Source organism: Streptomyces sp. NPDC058683, from assembly GCF_042716195.1.
Classification (GTDB): Bacteria; Actinomycetota; Actinomycetes; order Streptomycetales; family Streptomycetaceae; genus Streptomyces.
Map to the genome: position 1 here is coordinate 21,861 of NZ_JBHXSK010000054.1, position 23,552 is coordinate 45,412.

Annotated in this window: 20 protein-coding genes; 11 read left to right on the plus strand and 9 right to left on the minus strand. The window is 70.0% G+C overall.

Going from position 1 to position 23,552, the window contains the following annotated elements; all coding sequences use genetic code 11:
* The first annotated feature begins 20 nt into the window (after nt 1-20).
* The 8 genes from ACFWXC_RS42085 to pgi all read left to right on the plus strand — a co-directional run bounded on the left by ACFWXC_RS42085 (nt 21) and on the right by pgi (nt 10,441).
* The gene (locus ACFWXC_RS42085) at nt 21-2,975 is read left to right on the plus strand and encodes a M14 family zinc carboxypeptidase (protein WP_384487598.1); all 2,955 of its coding nucleotides are present in this window, start codon (nt 21-23) and stop codon (nt 2,973-2,975) included.
* A 274-nt stretch (nt 2,976-3,249) separates the two neighbouring features.
* The gene (gene gap / locus ACFWXC_RS42090; RefSeq protein WP_365798973.1) at nt 3,250-4,260 is read left to right on the plus strand and encodes a type I glyceraldehyde-3-phosphate dehydrogenase; all 1,011 of its coding nucleotides are present in this window, start codon (nt 3,250-3,252) and stop codon (nt 4,258-4,260) included.
* A gap of 150 nt (nt 4,261-4,410) precedes the next feature.
* Nucleotides 4,411-5,622, plus strand: a complete 1,212-nt coding sequence (locus tag ACFWXC_RS42095; RefSeq protein ID WP_384487600.1) for a phosphoglycerate kinase — start codon at nt 4,411-4,413, stop codon at nt 5,620-5,622.
* A 41-nt stretch (nt 5,623-5,663) separates the two neighbouring features.
* Nucleotides 5,664-6,419 carry a triose-phosphate isomerase gene (tpiA, locus tag ACFWXC_RS42100; RefSeq protein WP_384487695.1) on the plus strand — a complete coding sequence of 252 codons (756 nt, stop codon included), beginning with the start codon at nt 5,664-5,666 and terminating at the stop codon, nt 6,417-6,419.
* Nucleotides 6,420-6,555: 136 nt separating this feature from the next.
* Complete coding sequence (gene secG / locus ACFWXC_RS42105; RefSeq protein ID WP_351694907.1) at nt 6,556-6,792, plus strand: preprotein translocase subunit SecG; 237 nt, start codon at nt 6,556-6,558, stop codon at nt 6,790-6,792.
* Nucleotides 6,793-7,002: 210 nt separating this feature from the next.
* Complete coding sequence (locus ACFWXC_RS42110) at nt 7,003-7,338, plus strand: RNA polymerase-binding protein RbpA (RefSeq protein WP_078615979.1); 336 nt, start codon at nt 7,003-7,005, stop codon at nt 7,336-7,338.
* Between the two features lie 121 nt (nt 7,339-7,459).
* Nucleotides 7,460-8,716: an MFS transporter gene (locus ACFWXC_RS42115; protein WP_384487602.1), complete on the plus strand. Its 1,257-nt coding sequence runs from the start codon at nt 7,460-7,462 to the stop codon at nt 8,714-8,716.
* Nucleotides 8,717-8,788: 72 nt separating this feature from the next.
* Entirely contained in the window at nt 8,789-10,441 is a 1,653-nt protein-coding gene (gene pgi / locus ACFWXC_RS42120; protein ID WP_384487604.1) for a glucose-6-phosphate isomerase, read from the plus strand.
* A 60-nt stretch (nt 10,442-10,501) separates the two neighbouring features.
* Here the strand turns inward: pgi and pgl are convergent, their stop codons facing one another.
* The 5 genes from pgl to tkt are packed head-to-tail and all read right to left on the minus strand — an operon-like array spanning nt 10,502 to nt 17,193.
* Nucleotides 10,502-11,284: a 6-phosphogluconolactonase gene (gene pgl, locus ACFWXC_RS42125; RefSeq protein ID WP_384487606.1), complete on the minus strand. Its 783-nt coding sequence runs from the start codon at nt 11,282-11,284 to the stop codon at nt 10,502-10,504.
* The gene (gene opcA / locus ACFWXC_RS42130) at nt 11,281-12,432 is read right to left on the minus strand and encodes a glucose-6-phosphate dehydrogenase assembly protein OpcA (RefSeq protein ID WP_384487608.1); all 1,152 of its coding nucleotides are present in this window, start codon (nt 12,430-12,432) and stop codon (nt 11,281-11,283) included. Before opcA ends, pgl begins: the two co-directional genes overlap by 4 nt.
* Nucleotides 12,429-13,952, minus strand: coding sequence for a glucose-6-phosphate dehydrogenase (zwf, locus tag ACFWXC_RS42135; RefSeq protein ID WP_384487610.1), 1,524 nt, complete (start codon nt 13,950-13,952; stop codon nt 12,429-12,431). Before zwf ends, opcA begins: the two co-directional genes overlap by 4 nt.
* Nucleotide 13,953: 1 nt before the next feature.
* On the minus strand, nt 13,954-15,072 hold the full coding sequence (gene tal, locus ACFWXC_RS42140) for a transaldolase (protein WP_384487612.1): 1,119 nt from the start codon (nt 15,070-15,072) through the stop codon (nt 13,954-13,956).
* 33 nt (nt 15,073-15,105) lie between these two features.
* Entirely contained in the window at nt 15,106-17,193 is a 2,088-nt protein-coding gene (gene tkt, locus ACFWXC_RS42145; RefSeq protein ID WP_384487614.1) for a transketolase, read from the minus strand.
* 379 nt (nt 17,194-17,572) lie between these two features.
* On the opposite strand from tkt, the gene ACFWXC_RS42150 reads away from it, so the two are divergent.
* The 3 genes from ACFWXC_RS42150 to ACFWXC_RS42160 all read left to right on the plus strand — a co-directional run bounded on the left by ACFWXC_RS42150 (nt 17,573) and on the right by ACFWXC_RS42160 (nt 20,205).
* Complete coding sequence (locus ACFWXC_RS42150; protein ID WP_384487697.1) at nt 17,573-18,526, plus strand: heme o synthase; 954 nt, start codon at nt 17,573-17,575, stop codon at nt 18,524-18,526.
* A gap of 79 nt (nt 18,527-18,605) precedes the next feature.
* Nucleotides 18,606-18,926 (plus strand): hypothetical protein, encoded by a 321-nt coding sequence (locus ACFWXC_RS42155; protein ID WP_384487616.1) that lies wholly within the window; start codon nt 18,606-18,608, stop codon nt 18,924-18,926.
* Between the two features lie 172 nt (nt 18,927-19,098).
* The gene (locus ACFWXC_RS42160; protein WP_384487618.1) at nt 19,099-20,205 is read left to right on the plus strand and encodes an amidohydrolase family protein; all 1,107 of its coding nucleotides are present in this window, start codon (nt 19,099-19,101) and stop codon (nt 20,203-20,205) included.
* Nucleotides 20,206-20,373: 168 nt separating this feature from the next.
* Here the strand turns inward: ACFWXC_RS42160 and ACFWXC_RS42165 are convergent, their stop codons facing one another.
* The 4 genes from ACFWXC_RS42165 to ACFWXC_RS42180 all read right to left on the minus strand — a co-directional run bounded on the left by ACFWXC_RS42165 (nt 20,374) and on the right by ACFWXC_RS42180 (nt 23,532).
* Nucleotides 20,374-21,393 carry a heme A synthase gene (locus tag ACFWXC_RS42165; protein ID WP_384487620.1) on the minus strand — a complete coding sequence of 340 codons (1,020 nt, stop codon included), beginning with the start codon at nt 21,391-21,393 and terminating at the stop codon, nt 20,374-20,376.
* A gap of 58 nt (nt 21,394-21,451) precedes the next feature.
* Nucleotides 21,452-21,760 carry a tetratricopeptide repeat protein gene (locus tag ACFWXC_RS42170; RefSeq protein WP_384487622.1) on the minus strand — a complete coding sequence of 103 codons (309 nt, stop codon included), beginning with the start codon at nt 21,758-21,760 and terminating at the stop codon, nt 21,452-21,454.
* Nucleotides 21,761-21,838: 78 nt separating this feature from the next.
* Nucleotides 21,839-22,612 carry an ABC transporter permease gene (locus ACFWXC_RS42175; protein WP_384487624.1) on the minus strand — a complete coding sequence of 258 codons (774 nt, stop codon included), beginning with the start codon at nt 22,610-22,612 and terminating at the stop codon, nt 21,839-21,841.
* The gene (locus ACFWXC_RS42180) at nt 22,609-23,532 is read right to left on the minus strand and encodes an ABC transporter ATP-binding protein (RefSeq protein WP_384487626.1); all 924 of its coding nucleotides are present in this window, start codon (nt 23,530-23,532) and stop codon (nt 22,609-22,611) included. The genes ACFWXC_RS42175 and ACFWXC_RS42180 overlap by 4 nt, the downstream gene beginning before the upstream one ends.
* Nucleotides 23,533-23,552 lie beyond the last annotated feature (20 nt).

A 23,552-nucleotide genomic window follows, 5' to 3' on the forward strand; every position in this document is an offset into this window, starting at 1 on the left:
GACCACTGCTAGGGGGGTACATGAGACACAGAGCGAGATCGATCCTCGCTGTCGGCGCGCTCCTGATCGGCGGAGCCGCACTCGCACCCATGGCCCAGGCGCAGACCGGAGGTTCGGCGAAGCCCGACCCCGACGAGGTCAAGGTCTACCATGCCGACGTCACCAAGAAGCAGATTCCCCTGCTGCTCAAGGCCGGTCAGGACGGCCATGAGCTCGGCGACCAGGTCACCGGATCCGGCAAGACCGAAGTCGAGCTCTATCTCACCGGCGGGCAGGCCCGGACCCTGGAGAAGCAGGGCGTCGACCTCACCGAGCACACGCTGTCGGCCAAGGCGGAGACGCGTGTCGCGGACGCCTCCCAGGGCGTGTTCCGCCCGTACAGCGGCAGCGGCGGGCTCAAGGAGGAGATCCTCCGGACCGCGCAGGCCAACCCCGGTCTCACCAAGGTCGAGTCCATCGGCAGGACGATCAGCGGCCAGGACATCCTCGCGCTCAAACTGACCAAGGGTGCGAAGAGCTCCAAGGACGGTTCGAAGCCGTCCGTGCTGTACGTGTCCAACCAGCACGCGCGCGAGTGGATCACGCCGGAGATGACCCGCCGGCTGATGCACTACTACCTGGACAACTACAGCACCGACAAGCGCGTCAAGAAGATCGTCGACTCGACCGAGCTGTGGTTCGTGCTGTCCGCCAACCCCGACGGCTACGACTACACCTTCCAGGACTCCGACACCCGCCTGTGGCGCAAGAACCTGCGGGACGTCAACGGCGACGGCGCCATCAGCACGGGCGACGGCGTCGACCTCAACCGCAACTTCGGCTACAAGTGGGGCTACGACGACGAGGGTTCGTCCCCGAACCCCACCAGCGAGACCTACCGCGGCGCGAGCCCCGAGTCCGAGCCCGAGACCAAGGCGCTGGACGACTTCGAGAAGCGCGTCGACTTCACGTACGGCATCAACTACCACTCGGCCGCCGAGCTCCTCCTCTACGGCGTCGGCTGGCAGGTGGCCACCCCGACCCCGGACGACGTCCTCTACAAGGCGCTCGCCGGCACCCCGGACAACTCGGCGGTCCCCGGCTACCACCCGCAGGTCTCCTCGGAGCTCTACACCACCAACGGCGAGGCGGACGGCCACGCGTCGAACGTCAACGGCATGGCGATGTTCACCCCCGAGATGTCGACCTGCCAGACGGCCTCGAACATCGACCCGAACGACGCCTGGAACGCCGCCGACTGCCAGTCGGTCTTCAACTTCCCGGACGACGAGACGCTGATCCAGGACGAGTTCGCGAAGAACGTGCCGTTCGCGCTCTCCGTCGCCGAGACCGCCGCCCACCCCGACCAGCCGGTCTCCTCGGTCGGCCTGAGCGCCGCCGACTTCACCCCGGCCACGTTCTCCACGTCGTACTCGCGCGGCGCCGACCAGGAGGTCTCCGCCGTCGTCCGCAAGGCGATCCGCGACAAGGAGCTGAAGTACCGCGTCAACGGCGGCCGTACGCTCGACATGGCGCTCAAGCCCTGGAAGGGCGGCGAGACCTACGGCGGCGAGGACAACCTCTACTTCGACGAGTACCGGGCCAAGGTGAAGGACGGCGTGCCGGGCGACAAGGTCGAGGTCTGGTTCACCGGTGAGACCAAGAGCGGCAAGAAGGTCGCCAGCTCGCACTTCACGTACACCGTCGCCGAGCGCCCCAAGGCGGACACCCTCGTGGTCGCCGAGGAAGGCGCCAAGGCCACCGAGGCCCAGACCTATGTCGACGCGCTGAAGGCGGCCGGGCACAAGGCGGTCGTCTGGGACGTCGCCACCCAGGGCGCGCCCGACGCGCTCGGCGTACTGAAGCACTTCGGGACGGTCGTCCACTACTCCGGCACCAAGGGCCCCGGCAACGACACCCAGCTGCAGCTGCGCGCCTATCTCAACGAGGGCGGCAAGCTGGTCGAGGCGGGCGAGCTGGCCGGCGGCAGCGTCGACCTCGGCGACGGCACCCCGTCCAACGACTTCAGCCAGTACTACCTGGGCGCCTACTCCCGTACGTCGACACCGGGCGCCACCGGCTTCACCGGCTCCGGTTCGCTGGACGGCTTCGGCGGTGCCCTGAGCGGCACCTCCGCCAACCCGCTCGACAAGGCCGGGACCTACTCCGTCACCTCCGACGAGCTCGCCACCGACACCTACCCCCAGTTCGCCAGCGCGGGCGCCGGCCAGTTCGCGGGGACCATCAACCCGTACGGGCCGTACTCGGGGTCCGCCATGGCGGCGGCCGTCCACACCGACGACGCCTACAAGCGCCTCACCCGCACCATCGACCTCACCGGCGTCACAGCGGCCGACCAGCCGGCGCTGAGCGCCAAGCTGCTCTGGGACACCGAGCCCGGTTACGACCACGCGGTGGTCGAGGCGCACATCGTGGGCGCCGACGACTGGACGACCCTGCCCGAGGCGGGCGGCGCCACCAGTGACGCCGTGCCGACCGAGTGTGGGGCCGGGTTCCTGATCGCCGAGCACCCGTGGCTCAAGCACTACCTGACCATCGGGAACAACGGGTGCACCGCGAGCGGCACCACCGGCTCCTGGCACAGCCTCACCGGCAGCTCCACGGGCTGGCAGTCCGTGAAGTTCGACCTGAGCGCCTACGCGGGCAGGACCGTCGAGGTCTCCATCGGCTACATCACCGACCCGAGCACCGGCGGACACGGCGTCCTCGTCGACGACGCCTCGCTCGTGACCGGTGGCACGGCCGTCGAGACCGAGGGCTTCGAAACCTCCTTGGGTGCCTGGAGCGTCACCGGACCGCCCGCGGGCAGCCCGGCCGTCCTCAAGGACTGGGAGCGCACCGGAGCCCTGTTCAAGACGTACGGGGCCGTCACCACCGGCCGCACCGTGCTGCTCGGTTTCGGCCTGGAACAGCTCACCTCGGCCGCCGAGCGTGCCGCTCTGGTGAAGAAGGCGTTGACGGCACTCGACAACTGATGGCGACGGCGCGCGACAAGTGAGCCGACCCGCTCACGAACGAGTGACAACGGCCTGAAACGCGGTCGGCATTCCGTGACAAAACGGTGTGATGCGACCCCCGATCCGAGGTGGTCCGTACCCCTACTGGCGGGTACGGACCGCCTCGCCGTGTATGGGGGATCTGGATGTCACCTCGGGAGCCTCAGGGAGGTAGGGTCGTGGGTGGTCGGGGACATCCCAAATACAGCTCGCCGGCACCGCATGGCCGGCGTACCAACGAGGAGATCGGTTCGTGACGATCCGCGTAGGCATCAACGGCTTCGGTCGTATTGGTCGCAACTACTTCCGCGCGCTGCTGGAGCAGGGTGCTGACATCGAGATCGTGGCTGTCAACGACCTGGGTGACACCGCAACCACCGCCCACCTGCTCAAGTACGACACGATCCTTGGGCGTCTCAAGGCCGAGGTCTCGCACACCGCCGACACCATCACGGTCGACGGTCACACCATCAAGGTCCTGTCCGAGCGCAACCCCTCCGACATCCCGTGGGGCGAGCTGGGCGTCGACATCGTCATCGAGTCGACCGGCATCTTCACCAAGAAGGAAGACGCCGCCAAGCACATCGCCGGTGGCGCCAAGAAGGTCCTCATCTCGGCTCCGGCCAAGGACGAGGACATCACCATCGTGATGGGCGTCAACCAGGACAAGTACGACCCGGCCAGCCACCACGTCATCTCCAACGCCTCCTGCACCACCAACTGTGTGGCGCCGATGGCGAAGGTCCTCGACGAGAACTTCGGCATCGTCAAGGGCCTGATGACGACGGTGCACGCGTACACGAACGACCAGCGGATCCTGGACTTCCCGCACAAGGACCTGCGTCGCGCGCGTGCCGCCGCCGAGAACATCATCCCGACCACCACCGGTGCCGCGAAGGCCACCGCCCTGGTCCTGCCGCAGCTCAAGGGCAAGCTGGACGGCATCGCGATGCGCGTCCCGGTCCCGACCGGCTCGGCCACCGACCTGGTCGTGACGCTGCAGCGCGAGGTCACCAAGGACGAGGTCAACGCCGCGTTCAAGAAGGCCTCCGAGGACGGCGACCTGAGCGGCTACCTGGCCTACACCGAGGACGAGATCGTCTCCTCGGACATCGTCGGCGACCCGGCCTCCTGCACCTTCGACTCCTCCCTGACCATGGTCCAGGAGGGCAACACGGTGAAGATCCTCGGCTGGTACGACAACGAGTGGGGCTACTCCAACCGCCTCGTCGACCTCACGGTCTTCGTCGGCAACCAGCTCTGATCGGCCGAGCAGGCACCTCGATGCGGTAGCAGGGCTCGGGCAGCGCAAGGTCGCGCCGCCCGAGCCCTGACGCACGTAAGGATCGACCCGGCGTCTACGGTTCGATCAGCCCTCGTACGATCAAGAGCCCTCCTGTAGGAGTCCCCACCCATGAAGACGATCGACGAACTCCTCGCCGAAGGGGTCGACGGCAAGCGGGTCTTCGTCCGCGCCGACCTCAACGTGCCGATGTCCGACGGCCTCATCACCGACGACGGCCGCATCCGCGCCGTCCTGCCCACCGTCAAGGCCCTCGCCGACGCGGGCGCCAAGGTGGTCGTCGCCTCGCACCTGGGCCGCCCCAAGGGCGCCCCGGACCTGAAGTTCTCGCTGATCCAGGCCGCCGAGCGGCTCGCCGAACTGCTCGCCGCCCCGGTCGCGTTCGCCCAGGACACCGTCGGCCCCGCTGCCCACGACGCGGTGAACGGCCTGCAGCCCGGCCAGGTCGCGGTCATCGAGAACCTGCGCTTCAACGCCGGCGAGACCTCGAAGGACGACACCGAGCGCGGCGAGTTCGCCGACCAGCTCGCCGCCCTCGCGGACGTCTACGTCGGCGACGGCTTCGGCGCCGTGCACCGCAAGCACGCCTCCGTCTACGACCTCCCGGCCCGGCTGCCGCACTACGCCGGCTACCTGATCGCCACCGAGGTCGGCGTCCTGAAGAAGCTCACCGAGGACGTCAAGCGCCCCTACGTGGTGGTGCTCGGCGGCGCCAAGGTCTCCGACAAGCTCGCCGTCATCGACGAACTGCTCGGCAAGGCCGACCGCCTCCTGATCGGCGGCGGCATGGTCTACACCTTCCTCAAGGCCAAGGGGTACGAGGTCGGCAGCTCCCTCCTCCAGGAGGACCAGCTCGGCACCGTCACCGAGTACCTGGAGCGCGCCGAGAAGACCGGTGTCGAGATCGTCCTGCCCGTCGACACGCTGGTCGCTCCCGAGTTCCCGGACCTGTCGGGCAAGGCTCCGTCCGACCCCAGCACGGTCGCCGCGGACGCCATGCCGGCCGGTCAGATGGGCCTGGACATCGGCCCGGAGACGGCCAAGCTGTACGCCTCGAAGCTCGCCGACGCCGCCACCGTCTTCTGGAACGGCCCCATGGGCGTCTTCGAGCACCCCGACTACGCCGCGGGCACCCGGACGGTCGCCCAGGCTCTCGTCGAGTCCAAGGGCTTCACCGTCGTCGGTGGCGGTGACTCCGCAGCCGCCGTGCGCATCCTCGGCTTCGACGAGAACGCGTTCGGACACATCTCGACCGGTGGCGGCGCCTCCCTCGAATACCTCGAGGGCAAGACGCTCCCCGGCCTCGCCGCACTGGAGGACTGACCTACATGGCTGAATCTGTTTCTTCTGGGCGCACGCCGATCATGGCGGGCAACTGGAAGATGAACCTCAACCACCTCGAGGCCATCGCGCACGTCCAGAAGCTCGCCTTCGCCCTGGCCGACAAGGACTACGAGGCCGTGGAGGTCACCGTCCTGCCGCCCTTCACGGACCTGCGTTCCGTGCAGACCCTGGTCGACGGCGACAAGCTCAAGATCAAGTACGGCGCCCAGGACCTCTCGGCGCACGACTCCGGCGCCTACACCGGCGAGATCTCCGGTCCGATGCTGGCCAAGCTGAAGTGCACGTACGTGGTCATCGGCCACTCCGAGCGCCGGCAGTACCACGCCGAGACCGACGAGATCGTGAACGCCAAGGTCAAGACCGCCTACAAGCACGGCCTGACCCCGATCCTGTGCGTCGGCGAGGAGCTGGACGTCCGCGAGGCCGGCAACCACGTCTCCCACACCCTCGCCCAGGTCGAGGGCGGTCTGAAGGACGTCCCGGCCGAGCAGGCCGAGTCGGTCGTGATCGCCTACGAGCCCGTCTGGGCCATCGGCACCGGCAAGGTCTGCGGTTCCGGGGACGCCCAGGAGGTCTGCGCCGCGATCCGCGCCAAGGTCGCCGAGCTGTACAGCCAGGAGCTGGCCGACCAGGTCCGTATCCAGTACGGCGGCTCCGTCAAGGCCGGCAATGTCGCCGAGATCATGGCGCAGGCCGACATCGACGGCGCGCTGGTCGGCGGTGCCTCGCTGGACGCCGACGAATTCGTCAAGATCGTGCGCTTCCGCGACCAGTGAGGGGACCTGCCAGTAGGCGGTAGCGGCGATCCGTCGTACCCTTGCGGGGCCGAAACTGTTATTGGATCCGCGTTCCGAGGTTCAATACGAGATTCGGCCCCGCAGTCCATCCGTATCCGAGGAAGTTGGTCCAGCCGTGGTTTTGGGGTTCTCGATCGCCCTGATCGTCTTCAGCCTGCTGATGATGCTGCTGGTGCTGATGCACAAGGGCAAGGGCGGCGGCCTCTCCGACATGTTCGGTGGCGGCATGCAGTCCTCCGTCGGCGGCTCCTCGGTCGCCGAGCGGAACCTGGACCGGATCACCGTGGTGGTCGGTCTGCTGTGGTTCGCGTGCATCATCGTCCTCGGCATGCTGATGAAGACGAACAGCTGATCCGCGACTCGCACACACGCACAATCCGCACGTAAGGCCCCATGTTCGGTACGCGCACCTGAGCGCGGCCTATCATGGGGCTTGCGTCTAGGTGCGGGGGCGGTAACTCCCAACACTGGACGCGCGTTGGGCCTTACGTAGACTGAGGCGCTCGCAACGAAGCGACACGCCGACTCGCTTCGCGGCACCATCACGCAGGGAGTTACGACCGTGGCAAGTGGCAACGCGATCCGAGGTAGCCGGGTCGGGGCGGGGCCGATGGGCGAGGCCGAGCGCGGCGAGTCCGCGCCGCGTCTGCGCATCTCCTTCTGGTGCTCCAACGGGCACGAGACGGTGCCGAGCTTCGCCAGCGACGCGCAGGTGCCCGAGACCTGGGACTGCCCGCGCTGTGGCTTCCCGGCCGGTCAGGACCGGGACAACCCGCCGGACCCGCCGCGCACCGAGCCGTACAAGACGCACCTCGCGTATGTACGGGAGCGGCGCAGCGACGCGGACGGCGAGGCGATCCTCGCCGAGGCGCTCGCCAAACTGCGGGGCGAGATCTAGGAGTCGGGACCGGCCGGGTGCCTGAGGGCGTCTGGCCGGAGTCGTCTCCGCGGCCGGCCCCGGGCCGTTGTCAGTGGTGCCCTCTACGGTTTGCGCATCGGCGAATCGTGAGGGGGCGACGATGACGGTGGAGGAGCGGGCGCCCGCGTGGCGCGGGGGATTCGGGCGGCTGTGGACGGCCGCCGTGGTCTCCCGGTTCGGGGACGCGTTACGGACGTCCGCGCTGCCCCTGCTGGCCGCGCGCCTGACCGACGATCCCCTCGCCATCGCCTCGGTGACCGCCTGCGGCTATGTGCCGTGGCTGCTGTTCGGGCTGCTCGGCGGCGCCGTCGCGGACCGGGTGGACCAGCGGCGCGCCATGTGGGCCGCGGACACCGTACGAGGGCTGCTCGTCGCCGCCTTCGCGCTCGCCGTGGGGCTCGGCCACGCCTCGATCCCGCTGCTGCTCCTGCTCGCCTTCGCGCTGACCACGCTCCAGACGCTCTTCGACAACGCGTCCACGGCCCTGCTGCCCTCCCTGGTCGACCGGCAGACACTGGGCGGGGCCAACGCCCGGCTGATGACCGGACAGCAGATCGCGGGCGGGCTGCTCGGCGCCCCGCTGGTCCCGCTGCTGCTGGCCGCCGGCGCGTTCATGCCCTTCGCCGCCGACGCGACCACCTATCTGGCCGCCGCCGCCCTGGTCGCCTCCCTGCGGACACGGCCGCCGGAGCGGGCGCCACGCCCGGCCGGCAGCACCCTGCGCACGGAGATCGGCGAGGGCCTGCGCGCGCTGTGGCAGGACCGCGCCCTGCGGGCGGTCTGCGTGGCCACGCTGCTGTGCAACATCGGCATGGGCGCCCTGATCGCCACCCTGGTGCTGCATGTGACGCGCTGGCTGCACGCGGGCAGCGCGGGATACGCGGCGGCCATGACCGCGTACTCGGCCGGCAGCATCACCGGCGGCTTCCTCGCCCAGCGCGTCGCCCGCCGCACCGGGCGGGTGCGCGCCCTGCTGGTCGCCGGGACCGTCCAGACGGCGTCCCTGGTCCTCGTCGGCTCCGTCCGCCACCTCGGCGCCCTCGTCGTGGGCATGCTGCTGCTCGGCGCGATGAACATGGTGTGGAACGTCAACCAGGTCACGCTGATGCAGCAACGCGCACCCGAGTCGATGACCGGCCGGATCGCCGCCGCCTTCCGTACCTCCTCGACGGCCGGCGCGCCGCTCGGCGCCCTCCTCGGCGGAGCCGTCGCCGGGGCGTACGGCCTGAACGGGCCCGCGCTGCTCGCCGCGGTCCTGTTCGGTCTGGCCGTCACCTCGTTGATACCGGTGCGCAAGCCGGACGTACCTGTTGTTGCGCCGCGGGACGGCGCGACAGCAGGCCGCGCCCCACGCTGATCAATTAGGTTGGAACGGCAGCGGGGCAGGCACGCAACAGGACAGGTGCAAGGAAGAAGGCTGAAGTCGCACATGAACGCAGACGGCCGTACCAGGCTCAACCAGACGCCCGAGTGGACCGCGCTCGCCAAGCACCGGGAGGAGCTCGCCGACACCCATCTGCGGGACCTGTTCGCCGCCGACCCGGCGCGCGGCACGGGCTACACCCTCCAGGTCGGTGACCTCCACATCGACTACTCGAAGCACCTGGTCAACGACGACACACTGCGGCTGCTGCGCGAGCTGGCCGCCGCCACCGACGTCTTCGGCCTGCGGGACGCCATGTTCCGCGGCGAGAAGATCAACGTCACCGAGAACCGCGCCGTGCTGCACACGGCACTGCGCGCCCCGCGTGACGCGGTGATCGAGGTCGACGGTGAGAACGTCGTACCGCAGGTGCACGCGGTCCTGGACAAGATGAGCGGCTTCGCCGACCGCGTCCGCTCCGGCGCCTGGACCGGCCACACCGGCAAGCGCATCAAGAACGTGGTCAACGTCGGCATCGGCGGCTCCGACCTCGGCCCGGCGATGGCCTACGAGGTGCTGCGCAGCTTCGCCGACCGCGACCTCACGGTCCGCTTCGTGTCCAACGTCGACGGCGCCGACCTGCACGAGGCCACCCGTGACCTGGACGCGGCCGAGACGCTGTTCATCATCGCCTCGAAGACGTTCACCACGATCGAGACGATCACCAACGCCACCTCGGCCCGCAACTGGCTGCTCGGCGAGCTGAAGGCCGGTCAGGACGCCGTCGCCAAGCACTTCGTGGCGCTGTCGACCAACTCCGAGAAGGTCGCCGACTTCGGCATCGACACGGAGAACATGTTCGGGTTCTGGGACTGGGTCGGCGGCCGCTACTCGTACGACTCCGCGATCGGCCTCTCGCTGATGATCGCCATCGGCCCGGACCGCTTCCGCGAGATGCTCGACGGCTTCCACCTGGTGGACGAGCACTTCCGCACCGCCCCCGCCGAGTCCAACGTCCCGCTCCTGCTGGGCCTGCTCGGCATCTGGTACGACAACTTCCACGACGCCCAGTCGCACGCGGTACTGCCCTACAGCCACTACCTGTCGAAGTTCACCGCGTACCTCCAGCAGCTGGACATGGAGTCCAACGGCAAGCACGTGGCGCGGGACGGCAAGGAGGTCGAGTGGACCACCGGCCCGGTGGTGTGGGGCACGCCCGGCACCAACGGGCAGCACGCGTACTACCAGTTGATCCACCAGGGCACCAAGCTGATTCCGGCGGACTTCATCGGCTTCGCCGAGCCGGTCGCCGAGCTGAGCGGTGAGCTCAAGGCGCAGCACGACCTGCTGATGGCGAACTTCTTCGCCCAGACCCAGGCGCTGGCCTTCGGCAAGACGGCGGAGGAGGTCCGCGCGGAGGGCGTGCCGGAAGAGCTGGTCCCGCATAAGACCTTCAAGGGCAACCGCCCGACGACCACCATCCTCGCCCGCGCCCTGACCCCGTCGGTCCTCGGCCAGCTCGTCGCCCTCTACGAGCACAAGGTGTTCACCCAGGGCGCCGTCTGGAACATCGACTCTTTCGACCAGTGGGGCGTGGAGCTCGGCAAGGTCCTCGCCAAGCGCGTGGAACCGGCATTGACGGAGGGCGCGGAGGTACCCGGCCTGGACGCGTCGACGAAGGCCCTGGTGGCCAAGTACCGGGAGCTGCGGGGGCGTTAGGTCCGGTCATGAAAGAACCCGTACGGCCGCGGGCCGTACGGGTTCCTTTTCAGGGCTTCGTCACGGTGAAGCCGGCGGATACAGCGACCGCGGCAGCTGGGACGCCGCGGCCGCGTCCAGGAGCCACAGGGTGCGCTGGCGGCCCCGGGCGCCCGCTGCCGGGGCCTGGATCTCGCCCGCGCCCGAGAGGGCGATGGCGACGGCCTCGGCCTTGTCCTCGCCCGCGGCCAGCAGCCAGACCTCGCGGGCCGAGCGGATGGCGGGGAGGGTGAGGGAGACCCGGGTCGGCGGCGGCTTCGGGGAGCCGTGGACGCCCACCACCGTGCGTTCCGTCTCCCGGACCGCGGGCAGCTCCGGGAAGAGCGAGGCCACGTGGGTGTCCGGGCCGACGCCCAGCATCAGGACGTCGAAGGTCGGTACCGAGCCGTGGTTCTCCGGGCCGGCCGCGCGGGCCAGCTCCGCCGCGTAGGACTCGGCCGCCGCCTCCACGTCCGCGCCCCAGGGGCCGTCCGACGCGGGCATGGCGTGCACGCGCTTCGGGTCCACCGGGACCTGGTCGAGCAGGGCCTCGCGGGCCTGGGTGTCATTGCGCTCCGGGTCGCCCTCGGGCAGGAAGCGTTCGTCGCCCCACCACAGGTCGAGCCGGCCCCAGTCGATGGCGTCCCGCGCCGGAGCCGCCGCGAGAGCCGCGAGCAGGCCGTTGCCGTTGCGGCCGCCCGTGAGGACCACGGACGCCTCGCCCCGGGAGGCCTGGGCGTCCACGATCTTCGTGATCAGGCGGGCCGCGGCGGCCTGCGCCATCAGCTCCTTGTCGTGGTGCACGACCAGCTGAGGGGTGCTCATGGCGACTTCACCCTCTTCTTCAGCGGTTCCTTCGCCGCCGCTTCGGGCGCGGGAGCTTCCGCGGCAGCGGCTTCGACGGCCGGTTCTCCTTTGGCAGGCGCCTCCGGAGCCGGAGCGGGCGACGCCTCTGGCGCCTGAGCAGCCGACGTCTCTGGCGCCTGAGCAGCCGACGTCTCTGGCGCCTGAGCCGCGGGAGCCTCCGGTTCCGCAGCCGGGGAGGCCGACGCGTTCAGCCGCTCCACGCCGAACCGCAGCGCCGACGCGTAGGTGTCGTCCGGGTCCAGCCGCCGCAGTTCCTCCGCGATCAGCTCGGACGTCTCCCGCCGCTTCAGCGCCACCGCACGGTCCGGCTGGCCGTCGATGGACAGGGTGGCGAGGGAGCCGTCCGCGCGGTCGAGCGCGATCGCGCCCTCGCTGGTGTCGAGACGGACCGCCGTCAGACCCGGGCCGGACGAGAGGGAGCGCTTGACGGGGACGTCCAGCCGGTCCGCGAGCCACATCGCCAGCAGCTCGCAGCTCGGGTTGAACTCCTCGCCCTCCACCTCGACGGCCTGGACCTCGCAGACCACCTGGTCCAGGGCCGCCGCCAGCATCGAGCGCCAGGGCGTGATCCGGGTCCAGGACAGGTCCGTGTCGCCGGGGGTGTAGGCGTCCGCGCGGGCGGACAGCTCCCGTACCGGCTGTTCCGAGGAGTAGGTGTCGGTGACCCGGCGCTGGGCGAGGGCGCCCAGCGGGTCCTTCGCCGGGTCGACGGGGGCGTTCACCGGCCACCAGGCGACGACCGGCGCGTCCGGCAGCAGCAGCGGCAGCACGACCGAGTCGGCGTGGTCGGCGACCTCGCCGTACAGCCGCAGGATGACCGTCTCGCCGGAGCCCGCGTCCGCGCCCACCCTGACCTCGGCGTCCAGGCGGGACGTCGTACGGTCGCGGGGGGAGCGGGAGACGCGCCTGATGACGACCAGCGTGCGCGAGGGGTGCTCGTGCGAGGCGTCGCCGGCGGCCTTCAGGGCGTCGTACGCGTTCTCCTCGTCGGTGACGATGACGAGGGTCAGCACCATGCCCACGGCGGGCGTGCCGATGGCCCGGCGGCCCTGTACCAGCGCCTTGTTGACCTTGCCGGCCGTGGTGTCCGTGAGGTCTATCTTCATGGCCGGCGCCAGCTCCGTCCGTCTCGTGCGAGCATCTCGTCGGCCTCGGCGGGACCCCAGGTGCCCGACGGGTACTGGGCGGGCCTGCCGTGCTGGTCCCAGTACTCCTCGATCGGGTCGAGGATCTTCCAGGACAGCTCGACCTCCGCCGTACGCGGGAAGAGGTTGGAGTCGCCGAGCAGCACGTCCAGGATCAGCCGCTCGTAGGCCTCCGGCGAGGACTCGGTGAACGACTCGCCGTAGGCGAAGTCCATCGACACGTCCCGGATCTCCATCGAGGTGCCCGGCACCTTGGAGCCGAAGCGGACCGTGATGCCCTCGTCGGGCTGGACGCGGATGACGATCGCGTTCTGGCCCAGCTCCTCCGTCGCCGTGTGGTCGAAGGGGGAGTGCGGGGCCCGCTGGAAGACCACCGCGATCTCGGTGACGCGACGGCCCAGGCGCTTGCCGGTGCGCAGGTAGAAGGGGACGCCCGCCCAGCGGCGGTTGTCGATCTCCACCTTGACCGCGGCATAGGTGTCGGTCTTCGACTTGCCGTCGATGCCGTCCTCTTGGAGGTAGCCGGTGACCTTCTCGCCGCCCTGCCAGCCGGCCGCGTACTGGCCGCGCACGGTGTGCCTGCCCAGGTCGTCCGGCAGCCGTACCGCGCCGAGCACCTTCTCCTTCTCGGCGGCCAGCGCGTCCGCGTCGAAGGAGGCGGGCTCCTCCATCGCGGTCAGGGCCATCAGCTGGAGCAGGTGGTTCTGGATGACGTCACGGGCGGCGCCGATGCCGTCGTAGTAGCCGGCGCGGCCGCCGATGCCGATGTCCTCGGCCATGGTGATCTGGACGTGGTCCACGAAGGACCGGTTCCAGATCGGCTCGAACATGGTGTTGGCGAAGCGCAGCGCCAGGATGTTCTGGACGGTCTCCTTGCCGAGGTAGTGGTCGATCCGGAACACCTGGTCCGGTTCGAACACCTCGTGCACGACCTTGTTGAGCTCCTCGGCCGACTTCAGGTCGTGGCCGAAGGGCTTCTCGATGACCGCGCGTCGCCAGGAGCCGCCGGTCTGGTCCGCCAGGCCGTGCTTCTTCAGCTGCTGGATGACGACAGGGAAGGAGCGCGGCGGGACGGACAGGTAGAAGGCGAAGTTGCCGCCGGTGCCCTGCGCCTTGTCCAGCTCCTCGATGGTGGAGCGGAGCCGCTCGAACGCGTCGTCGTCGTCGAAGGTGCCCTGGACGAAGCGCATCCCCTGGATGAGCTGCTGCCAGACCTCTTCGCGGAACGGGGTGCGGGCGTGTGCCTTGACGGCGTCGTGGACCTCGGCGGCGAAGTCCTCGTTGGCCCACTCGCGGCGGGCGAAGCCGACCAGGGAGAAGCCCGGCGGCAGCAGACCCCGGTTGGCGAGGTCGTAGACCGCGGGCATGAGCTTCTTGCGGGAGAGGTCGCCCGTGACACCGAAGATCACCAGACCCGACGGTCCCGCGACACGCGGGAGCCGTCGGTCTGCGGGGTCACGCAGCGGGTTGCTGCTCGACAATTTAGCCCTCCGAGGGGGCCAGGCGCTCCAGCTCCGCCTGGGTCGACTTGAGCAGGTCGTTCCAGGAGGCCTCGAACTTCTCGACGCCCTCGTCCTCCAGAACCTGGACCACGTCGTCGTACGAGATGCCCAGCCGCTCGACGGCGTCGAGGTCGGCGCGGGCCTGCTCGTAGGTGCCGGTGATCGTGTCGCCGGTGATGCCGCCGTGGTCCTCGACCGCGAGGAGGGTGGCCTCCGGCATGGTGTTCACGGTGTTCGGCGCGACCAGGTCGTCGACGTACAGGGTGTCCTTGTACGCCGGGTCCTTCACACCGGTCGACGCCCACAGCGGACGCTGCTTGTTGGCGCCCGCACTCTCCAGTGCGCCCCAGCGGGAGGTCGAGAAGACCTCCTCGTACGCCTGGTAGGCGAGCCGGGCGTTGGCGACGGCGGACTTGCCGCGCAGCGCCTTCGCCTCGTCGGTGCCCAGGTCGTTCAGGCGCTTGTCGATCTCGGTGTCCACACGGGACACGAAGAACGACGCCACCGAACGGATGAGCGACAGGTCGAGGCCGCGCTCCTTGGCCTTCTCCAGGCCGGAGAGGTAGGCGTCCATGACCTCGCGGTAGCGCTCCAGCGAGAAGATCAGCGTGACGTTGACGCTGATGCCGAGGCCGATGACCTCGGTGATCGCCGGCAGACCCGCCTTGGTGGCCGGGATCTTGATGAGCGTGTTGGGGCGGTCCACCAGCCAGGCCAGCTGCTTGGCCTCGGCGACGGTCGCCTTGGTGTTGTGCGCCAGGCGCGGGTCGACCTCGATCGACACCCGGCCGTCCTGGCCGCCGGTCGCGTCGTACACCGGGCGCAGGATGTCGGCGGCGTCGCGGACGTCCGCCGTGGTGATCATGCGGATGGCCTCTTCGACGGTGACCTTGCGGGCGGCGAGGTCCGTGACCTGCTGCTGGTAGCCGTCACCGGACGAGATCGCCTTCTGGAAGATCGTCGGGTTGGTGGTGACGCCCACGACGTGCTGCTGGTCGATCAGCTCGGCGAGGTTGCCGGACGTGATCCGCTTGCGCGACAGGTCGTCCAGCCAGATCGCGACGCCCTCCTCGGAGAGGCGCTTGAGTGCGTCTGTCATGGAATTACATCTCCTACGTGTCGTATATGAGCGTCAGCGCTGGGCGGCGGCGATGGATTCCCGGGCCTTGGCGGCCACGTTCTCGGCAGTGAAGCCGAATTCACGGAAGAGCACCTTGCCGTCGGCGGAAGCACCGAAGTGCTCCAGGGAAACGATGCGGCCGGCGTCCCCGACGTACTTGTGCCACGTGAGGCCGATACCCGCCTCGACCGACACCCGCGCCCTGACGGACGGCGGCAGCACGCTGTCCCGGTACCCCTGGTCCTGCTCCTCGAACCACTCCACGCAGGGCATGGAGACGACCCGGGTGGGCACGCCGTCGGCCTCCAGCTGCTCGCGCGCCTCGACGGCGACGTGCACCTCGGAGCCGGTGGCGATGAGGATGACCTCGGGGGTGCCGTTCGACGCCTCGAAGAGGACGTAACCGCCCTTGACCGTGTCCTCGTTGGACTCGTAGACCGGCACGCCCTGGCGGGTCAGCGCGAGGCCGTGCGGGGCGCCCTTGCCGAAGACCTTGGTGTAGCGCCTGAGGATCTCGCGCCAGACGATCGCGGTCTCGTTGGCGTCGGCCGGGCGGACCACGTTCAGACCGGGGATGGCGCGCAGCGAGGCGAGGTGCTCGACCGGCTGGTGCGTCGGGCCGTCCTCGCCGAGACCGACGGAGTCGTGGGTCCACACGTACGTCACCGGCAGGTGCATCAGTGCCGACAGCCGCACGGAGTTGCGCATGTAGTCGGAGAAGACGAGGAACGTACCGCCGTAGACACGGGTGTTGCCGTGCAGGGTGATGCCGTTCATCTCCGCGGCCATGGAGTGCTCGCGGATACCGAAGTGGATGGTGCGGCCGTAGGGGTTCGCACCCGGCAGCGGGTTGTCCGCCGGCAGGAACGAGCTGTCCTTGTCGATGGTCGTGTTGTTCGACCCGGCCAGGTCGGCGGAGCCGCCCCACAGCTCGGGGATCACGGCACCGAGTGCCTGGAGCACCTTGCCGGAGGCCGCGCGGGTGGCGACGCCCTTGCCGGGCTCGAAGACCGGGATCTTCTCCTCCCAGCCCTTGGGCAGCTCGCCGGCGGCGATGCGGTCGAATTCGGCGGCGCGCTCGGCGTTGCCGTCACGCCACAGCTGGAACGACTTCTCCCACTCGGCCTTCGCGGCCGCGCCGCGCTCACCGGCCGCGCGGGTGTGGGCGATGACCTCCTCGGCGACGTCGAAGTGCTTGGCCGGGTCGAAGCCGAGGACGCGCTTGGTGGCCGCGACCTCGTCCTCGCCGAGCGCCGAGCCGTGGGCGGCCTCGGTGTTCTGCGCGTCCGGGGCGGGCCAGGCGATGATCGAGCGCATCGCGATGAAGGACGGCTTGTCCGTCACCTTCTTCGCGGCCTCGATCGCGTTGTAGATGGCGTGCGGGTCCAGGTCGCCGTCCGGCTTCGGGGCGATGCGCTGGACGTGCCAGCCGTACGCCTCGAACCGCTTGACGGTGTCCTCGGAGACGGCCGTCTCGGTGTCGCCCTCGATCGAGATGTGGTTGTCGTCCCACAGCAGGACCAGGTTGCCGAGCTTCTGGTGGCCGGCCATCGAGGACGCCTCGGCGGAGATGCCCTCCTGGAGGCAGCCGTCACCGGCGATGCAGTAGACGAAGTGGTCGAAGGGGGACTCGCCCTGCGGCGCGTCCGGGTCGAACAGGCCGCGCTCGTAGCGGGAGGCCATGGCCATGCCGACGGCGTTGGCGACACCCTGGCCGAGGGGTCCGGTGGTGGTCTCGACGCCCTTGGTGTGGCCGTACTCCGGGTGGCCCGGGGTCTTCGAGCCCCAGGTCCGGAAGGACTCCAGGTCTTCCAGCTCCAGGCCGAAGCCGGCCAGGTAGAGCTGTGTGTAGAGGGTCAGCGACGAGTGACCGGCGGACAGCACGAAACGGTCGCGGCCCACCCAGTCGGGGTCGGACGGGTCGTGCCGCATCACCTTCTGGAAGAGGGTGTACGCGGCCGGCGCCAGGCTCATCGCCGTACCCGGATGGCCGTTGCCGACCTTCTGTACGGCGTCGGCGGCCAGGACGCGGGCGGTGTCGACGGCCCGCTGGTCCAACTCGGTCCAGTCGAGGTCTGTGGTGGTCGGCTTGGTGCTCACCCTGGGTCAGGGCTCCTCTCCACATGTTCGGTTACCGGTCCACGGGCACACGCCCACACCGGCTGCCGGTGCACTGGGTGCCCACCGGCCGCTGTCGAGCCTACCCCCGTAAGGACGTGCGTTTTTTCGAGTGTTTCCAGACTGCCGGGCCTTGCGGGGATCCGCCTCCCGACTGGCCCGGAAGGCGTTCGGCACATGAATACGGAGCCGCTCATCTGACTGCTCAACCGAGCCCCCTCCCGGCTCTCCGGAGACGCCTGCCAACACGACCCCACCCCCGCGAAGGTCGGGGTATGGGCAACGTCTAAAGTGGCGTGGTACGCGCGAGCCTTTACCGGGACTTCACACGGGGAGGCTTGCTGGGATGTCTCTGTCAGGGGTGTGCGTGACGGCCGTCGAATCCCGTCCAGCGGGGGTACTCGGTGCGAGCGAGAGCCCGAGTCACCGGCCGTTCGGGGCCCGTGTCAAAGCTTTCGTGGCGCTGACCAAGCCGCGGATCATCGAGCTGCTGCTCATCACCACCGTTCCGGTGATGTTCCTGGCGCAGCAGGGTGTGCCCGATATGACGCTGGTCCTGCTCACCTGCGTCGGCGGGTACCTCTCCGCGGGCGGCGCCAACGCGCTCAACATGTACATCGACCGGGACATCGACGCGCTGATGGACCGCACCTCGCAGCGGCCCCTGGTGACCGGCATGGTCAGTCCGCGCGAGTGCCTCGCCTTCGGCATCACCCTGGCGGTCGTCTCCACGCTGTTGTTCGGTTTCACCGTCAACTGGCTGAGCGCCTGGCTGTCACTCGGAGCGCTCCTCTTCTACGTCGTCGTCTACACGATGATCCTCAAGCGGCGTACCTCGCAGAACATCGTGTGGGGCGGCATCGCCGGCTGTCTGCCGGTGTTGATCGGCTGGTCGGCCGTCACGGACTCCATGTCGTGGGCGCCGGTCATCCTCTTCCTCGTCATGTTCTTCTGGACACCGCCGCACTACTGGCCGCTGTCCATGAAGGTGAAGGACGACTACGCGCGCGTGGGCGTGCCGATGCTGCCGGTGGTCGCCTCCAACAAGGTGGTCGCCAAGCAGATCGTCATCTACAGCTGGGTGATGGTCGCGGTGTCGCTGCTCCTCACCCCCCTCGGCTACACCGGCTGGTTCTACACACTGGTCGCCCTGGTGGCGGGCGGCTGGTGGCTCTGGGAGGCGCACGCGCTCCAGAACCGCGCGAAGGCCGAGGTGGCGGGCGGGAAGCTCAAGGAGATGCGCCTGTTCCACTGGTCCATCACCTATGTGTCGCTGCTGTTCGTGGCGGTGGCCGTGGACCCCTTCCTGCGCTGACCCCGCACCGACCCGTGCGGGCCCACGTCACACCGCCCTGCCCTCGCCAGTCGATCTACTCGTGAGTAGCATCCTGCTCATGGCAGACACGCAGCAGGTTGACCAGAAGGCCGAGCGCAAGGTCGCGCGCCTCGCCAAGCAGATCGGCACCTTCGCCAAGGCCCACGGCGGCGCCGAGGGCCAGGTGGCCCACATCGGCGAACGCGGCGCCCGCATCGTCCTCGTCGGCGAGGACGGCGGCTGGGGCGACCTGGTGGCCCCGAGCACCGAGATCGCCCGGCAGGCGGTGGAGAAGGCGGGCATCACCGTCCACGAGTCCTTCGACGGCGAGTTCGCGGCGAAGGTCCGGACGGGGCCTTACGAGTGGAAGCGGATGGCCGGCATTCAAATCGGCGGCTGAACAGCAGTTTTCAGGGGCACCGCGCGGTATCCGACATGCGGCTCAGCCGCGTGGCCGCGACCAGCTATGCGGTCCGCAGCCGCCGTACAACCGGTACCACCCACCCTCGACCGCGACCTCAATCCCCGTTCACCCGTTAAGACGGTATGCAGCCGTCCACGGGGGAGCCCGGATGATCGAAACACCGTCCCTGGTGGACCAGTACTGCCACGGAGTGCTGCGTACGGAGCTAGGCCTGGGCACCTTCGAGACCCAGCTCGCCCGCACCGAAGGCCCCCCGGCCGCCGGCACCACCCTCTTCGACACCCAGACCGGTTTCGCGGTACGGCGCTGGTGCCCCCCGCTCCTCGGTCTGGAACCCCACTGCCCGCCCGCCCGCTACCTCGCCCGGCGCCGTGAACTCGGCGTCCTGGAGGCGGGGCGGCGCCTGCTGCGCGGCAGCGGCATCACCACCTACCTCGTCGACACCGGCCTCCCCGGCGACCTCACCGGCCCCGCGGAGCTGGCGTCCACCGGCGCCGCCCAGGCCAGGGAGATCGTCCGGCTTGAGCTGCTGGCCGAGCAGGTCGCCGACACCTCCGGGACCGTCGAGTCCTTCCTCGCCAACCTCGCCGAGTCGGTGCACGGCGCGGCGGCGAACGCGGTCGCCTTCACCTCCGTCGCCGGCTTGCGGCACGGCCTCGCGCTGGCCCCCGAACCGCCCGGACCCGGTGAGGTGCGAGGCGCCGCGGGCCGCTGGCTGGCGGCCCGCCGGGTCGGCGGCGAGCTGACCGACCCGGTTCTCCTGCGGCACCTGCTGTGGATCGCCGTGGCCTCCGGTCTCCCGCTCCAGCTGCACGCGGGCCTCGGCGAGCCCGGCGCCCGGATCGACCGTACCGACCCGGTCCTGCTGACCGACTTCGTCCGGGCCACCGCGGGCCTCGGCACCGACCTGGTCCTGCTGCACGGCTACCCCTACCACCGTCACGCCGCCCACCTGGCCGGCGTCTTCCCGCACGTCTACGCCGACTCCGGCGCGGCCCTGATCCGCACCGGGGCCAGGGCCGCGACGATCCTCGCCGAGATCCTGGAACTGGCCCCCTTCGGCAAGATCCTCTTCTCCAGCGGCGCCCACGGCCTGCCCGAACTGCACGTCGTCGGCGCCCGGCTCTTCCGCGAGTCCCTCGCCCGGGTCCTCGGCACCTGGGTCGCCGAGGGCGCCTGGTCGCTCGGCGACGCACAGCGTGTGGCCAAGCTGATCGCGGCGGGGAACGCGAGGCGGGTGTACGGCCTGGACTGAGCCGCCGGGACCGGGCGCATGCCGACCGGGACGCCGCTGCCGTTACCGCCGCTGCCGAACCGGGAACCCGGCGACTGCGTCGTACGCGCGGGCCGGAGCCGTCGCCGCGACGACCCCGCGCCGCCCGCCGGGGGAGTGAACGGCGCGCAGGACCCGGCCGGCCCGGGACTACTGGGGGCCGGCCACCGACGCGCTCACGGCGTCGTACGACTGAGCGGGCACCTCGGCTGTTGCCTCGGCGCGTTCCCGCAGGGAGAGCAGGACGCGCAACACGCCGATCCACACCAGGCAGGAGCCGAACATGTGGAAGCCCACCAGGACCGTGGGCAGATGCGTGAAGTACTGGACGTAACCGATCACGCCCTGGCCGAGCAGGATCAGGAAGAGGTCACGGGTGCGGTCGCGCGGCCCCTGGGGGGCGTTGACGCCCCGCAGGAAGAACCAGAGCGCGAAGGTCAGCGAGACCACGATCCAGGCCAGGACCGCGTGCAGCTCGGCGACGCCCTCCCAGCTGACGTCGATGCGCTCCACCTCGCCGGAGTCGCCCGGGTGCGGTCCGGCGCCGGTCACCACCGTGCCCACCGCGATGAGCAGCAGCGACACGACCACCAGGGCCCACACCAGCTGCTGCACGGCCTTGCCGACCAGCGGGCGCGGCTCGCCGTCGCCCTCGCGGGTGCGCTGCCACATGAGGGCGGCCACCGTGATGAGGGCCGTCGCCAGCAGGAAGTGGGCGGCGACGGTGTACGGGTTGAGGCCGACCAGGACCACGACACCGCCGAGAACCGCGTTGCTCATCACGATCCAGAACTGCGCCCAGCCCAGCCGGGTCAGGCTACGCCGGTACGGCTTCTGGGACCGGGCGGCGATGATCGCCCACCCGACCGCCGCGCACAGCACATAGGTCAGCATGCGGTTCGTGAACTCGATGGCGCTGTGGTAGCTCAGCGTGGTCGTCGGGGTCAGCGAGCCGTCGGTGCACTCGGGCCAGGTCGGGCAGCCGAGGCCGGAGCCGGTGAGCCGGACCGCGCCGCCGGTGACCACGATGACCACCGACATGACGAGTGCGGCGAGGGCCGCGCGCCGGACGGTCCGGGGATCAGGGGTCCAGCGGTCGGCGATGAAGGCGAGCGGGTTGCGCACGGCCGCTACGGCATCGGCGGGGGTCAGCTTTGGCACGCCCACCATGGTAGGGCGCCGCTTGTGCACGAATTCACGTGGGGGCCCGCTGTCGCGTTCGGGCCGGTCAGCCGTCGGAGCGTGGCGTCTCCAGCAGGTGCAGCCGGGTCCGGGCGCGCACGGTGAGCACGTGGTCGGTGCCGTACGCCGCCTCGTAGCGCCGCACGGCCGCCCGCAGCCGGTCGACCGCGCCGTCCCGGTCGTCCTGTGCGTGCAGTGTCTCGGCGAGATCGGCTTCGGCGTCGGCCACGTACGGGTGGTCGGGGCCCATCGCGGCCACGGCCATCCGGCGGGCCCGCTCGAGAACGTCGTACGACTCGCCGGTCGCCCCCGTGTCGCGGTGCAACCGTCCGAGACGGATCAGGGTGCCGACCACGTCGGGATGGTCACCGAGCGGTTCGCGGACCTGACACCGACCGTGCTGTCATGCCCGCTCCTCGGTTTCCTCGGACGCTCACTCCCAGCGGAAGAACCGGCCTGCCGCCCCCAGACCCGCCACCGCCCACACCGCGAGGATCCCCAGGTCGCTCCATGGCATGCCGGCGCCGTGCTGGAGTACGGCCCGGAGTCCGTCCGACAGGGCGGAGATGGGCAGCAGGCCCAGGATGTCCTGTCCGGTCGCGCCGAACCTGTCCAGCGGGACGATGACCCCGCCGCCCACGAGGAGCAGGAGGAACACCAGGTTGGCGGCGGCCAGTGTCGCCTCCGCCTTGAGGGTGCCCGCCATCAGCAGGCCGAGGCCGGAGAACGCGGCCGTGCCGAGGACCAGCAGGAGCAGGACGGCGAGCGGGTTTCCGTGCGGGGACCAGCCGAGGGCCAGGGCGATCACCGTCAGGAGGATCACCTGGAGGATCTCCGTGACCAGGACCGACGCGGTCTTCGCGGCCATCAGGCCCCAGCGGGGCAGCGGCGAGGAGGCCAGGCGCTTCAGGACGCCGTAGCGGCGCTCGAAGCCGGTCGCGATGGCCTGGCCGGTGAACGCCGTGGACATGACGGCGAGGGCGAGGATGCCGGGGGCGAGGAAGTCGACCGCCTTGCCTGATCCCGTGTCGACGATGTCCACCGAGCTGAAGAGCACGAGGAGGAGTGTGGGGATCACCACCGTCAGCAGGAGCTGCTCGCCGTTGCGGAGCAGCATTCTCGTCTCCAGGGCCGCCTGCGCCGCGATCATGCGGGGCAGCGGGGCGGCACCCGGCTTCGGGGTGTAGGTGCCCGTCGCGGTGGTCATGAGCGCAGCTCCTTGCCGGTCAGCTCCAGGAAGACGTCCTCCAGCGTGTGGCGTTCGACCGAGATGCGGTCCGGCATCACCCCGTGCTGGGCGCACCACGAGGTCACCGTCGCCAGCAGCTGGGGATTGACCTTGCCCATGATCCGGTAGGAACCCGGTGTCAGCTCGGCGGCCGCCGAGTCGGCCGGGAGCGCCTTGAGCAGCGAGCCGACGTCGAGGCCGGGGCGGCCGGTGAACCGCAGGGTGTTCTCGGCGCCGCCCTTGCACAGCTCCTCGGGGGAGCCCTGGGCGATCACCCGGCCGGCGTCGATGACGGCGACGTCGTCGGCGAGCTGCTCGGCCTCTTCCATGTAGTGGGTGGTGAGAATGACCGAAACGCCGTCGGTGCGCAGGTCCCGCACCAGGTCCCAGGTGGCCCGGCGGGCCTGTGGGTCGAGCCCGGCGGTCGGCTCGTCGAGGAAGACCAGTTCCGGGCGTCCGACCACGGCCATGGCGAGCGCGAGGCGCTGCTGCTGGCCGCCGGAGAGCCGCCGGTAGGACGTACGGCCGCAGCCGCCGAGGCCCAGCCGCTCGATCAGCGCGTCCACGTCCAGCGGATCCGCGTGCAGCTTCGCCACGTGCCGGAGCATCTCGTCCGCGCGGGCTCCGGAGTAGACGCCGCCGGACTGGAGCATCACGCCCACTCTGGGGCGCAGCTCGGCGGACTCACGTACGGGATCGAGGCCCAGGACGCGCACCGCGCCGGAGTCCGGCCTGCGGTACCCCTCGCAGGTCTCGATCGTCGTCGTCTTGCCCGCGCCGTTGGGTCCGAGTACGGCGGTCACACCCGGCCGGGCCACCAGGTCGAGGCCGTCCACGGCGGTTTTCGTGCCGTACCGCTTCACCAGGTCCCGCACCTGGACCACGGGCTCACTTCGCATGGAGACAGAGTCTAGGTACG

Coding starts and splice junctions, on each gene's coding strand:
- ACFWXC_RS42085 (WP_384487598.1), top strand. CDS start 21: ATGAGACACAGAGCGAGATCGATCCTCGCTGTCGGCGCGCTCCTGATC.
- ACFWXC_RS42095 (WP_384487600.1), top strand. CDS start 4,411: ATGAAGACGATCGACGAACTCCTCGCCGAAGGGGTCGACGGCAAGCGG.
- tpiA (WP_384487695.1), top strand. CDS start 5,664: ATGGCGGGCAACTGGAAGATGAACCTCAACCACCTCGAGGCCATCGCG.
- ACFWXC_RS42115 (WP_384487602.1), top strand. CDS start 7,460: ATGACGGTGGAGGAGCGGGCGCCCGCGTGGCGCGGGGGATTCGGGCGG.
- pgi (WP_384487604.1), top strand. CDS start 8,789: ATGAACGCAGACGGCCGTACCAGGCTCAACCAGACGCCCGAGTGGACC.
- pgl (WP_384487606.1), bottom strand. CDS start 11,284: ATGAGCACCCCTCAGCTGGTCGTGCACCACGACAAGGAGCTGATGGCG.
- opcA (WP_384487608.1), bottom strand. CDS start 12,432: ATGAAGATAGACCTCACGGACACCACGGCCGGCAAGGTCAACAAGGCG.
- tal (WP_384487612.1), bottom strand. CDS start 15,072: ATGACAGACGCACTCAAGCGCCTCTCCGAGGAGGGCGTCGCGATCTGG.
- ACFWXC_RS42155 (WP_384487616.1), top strand. CDS start 18,606: ATGGCAGACACGCAGCAGGTTGACCAGAAGGCCGAGCGCAAGGTCGCG.
- ACFWXC_RS42160 (WP_384487618.1), top strand. CDS start 19,099: ATGATCGAAACACCGTCCCTGGTGGACCAGTACTGCCACGGAGTGCTG.
- ACFWXC_RS42165 (WP_384487620.1), bottom strand. CDS start 21,393: ATGGTGGGCGTGCCAAAGCTGACCCCCGCCGATGCCGTAGCGGCCGTG.
- ACFWXC_RS42175 (WP_384487624.1), bottom strand. CDS start 22,612: ATGACCACCGCGACGGGCACCTACACCCCGAAGCCGGGTGCCGCCCCG.
- ACFWXC_RS42180 (WP_384487626.1), bottom strand. CDS start 23,532: ATGCGAAGTGAGCCCGTGGTCCAGGTGCGGGACCTGGTGAAGCGGTAC.